This window comes from Methylobacterium sp. WL103, from assembly GCF_008039885.1.
Classification (GTDB): domain Bacteria; phylum Pseudomonadota; class Alphaproteobacteria; order Rhizobiales; family Beijerinckiaceae; genus Methylobacterium; species Methylobacterium cerastii.
Map to the genome: position 1 here is coordinate 1 of NZ_VRUX01001137.1, position 717 is coordinate 717.

The following is a 717-nucleotide window of genomic DNA, read 5'->3' on the forward strand; positions in this document are numbered from 1 at the left end:
GCGCCGGATCGCGACGCGCTCGCCCGGCAGCGCGAAGGCGATCGCGGTGCCGTTGTCGGCGATGCCGTCCCCACGCGCGCCGAGGCGGCGGATCGTGACGGTTTCAGATTCGGTCATCGGGTCTTTCGGGGGGAGCGGCGGTGGCGCCGGCGGCGCGGGCGCCGACGAGGAACTCGGTGTTGCCGTCCCCGCCCCGGACGGGGGAGGGGATCAGGCCGAGGATCGTGAAGCCGAGGTCGGCGAGCGTCGCGCACACCGCCTCGCACACCTCGGCGTGGACGGCTTCGTCGCGGACGATGCCGCCGCGGCCGACGCGCCCGCGGCCGGCCTCGAATTGCGGCTTGATCAGCGCGATCAACGGCGCACCCGGCGCCAGCAGCCCCGCCACAGCCGGCAGCACGAGGCGGAGCGCGATGAAGCTCACGTCGATGCCGGCGAGGCGCGGGGCGGGGTCGAGGCTGCCCGGCGCGAGGGTGCGGATGTCGGCGCCCTCGCGGTTCGTCACCCGCGGGTCGGCGGCCAGGCTCGCGTGGAGCTGGCCGTGCCCGACGTCGACCGCGGTGACGTGGGCCGCGCCGCGGCGCAGCAGAAGGTCGGTGAAGCCGCCGGTGGAGGCGCCGACGTCGAGGCAGGGCAGCCCGGCCGGGTCCACGCCGAAGGCGTCCAAAGCCGCCTCGAGCTTCAGGCCGCCGCGCGAGACGAAGGGGTGGGCGGCGG

General features: G+C 76.4%; 1 protein-coding gene. It reads right to left on the reverse strand.

Translation table 11 applies throughout. The features are described from left to right. Positions 1–103: 103 nt before the first annotated feature. The coding region (locus tag FV222_RS28270; RefSeq protein ID WP_147816428.1) for a TlyA family RNA methyltransferase at positions 104–717 on the reverse strand (614 nt) is incomplete at its 5' end.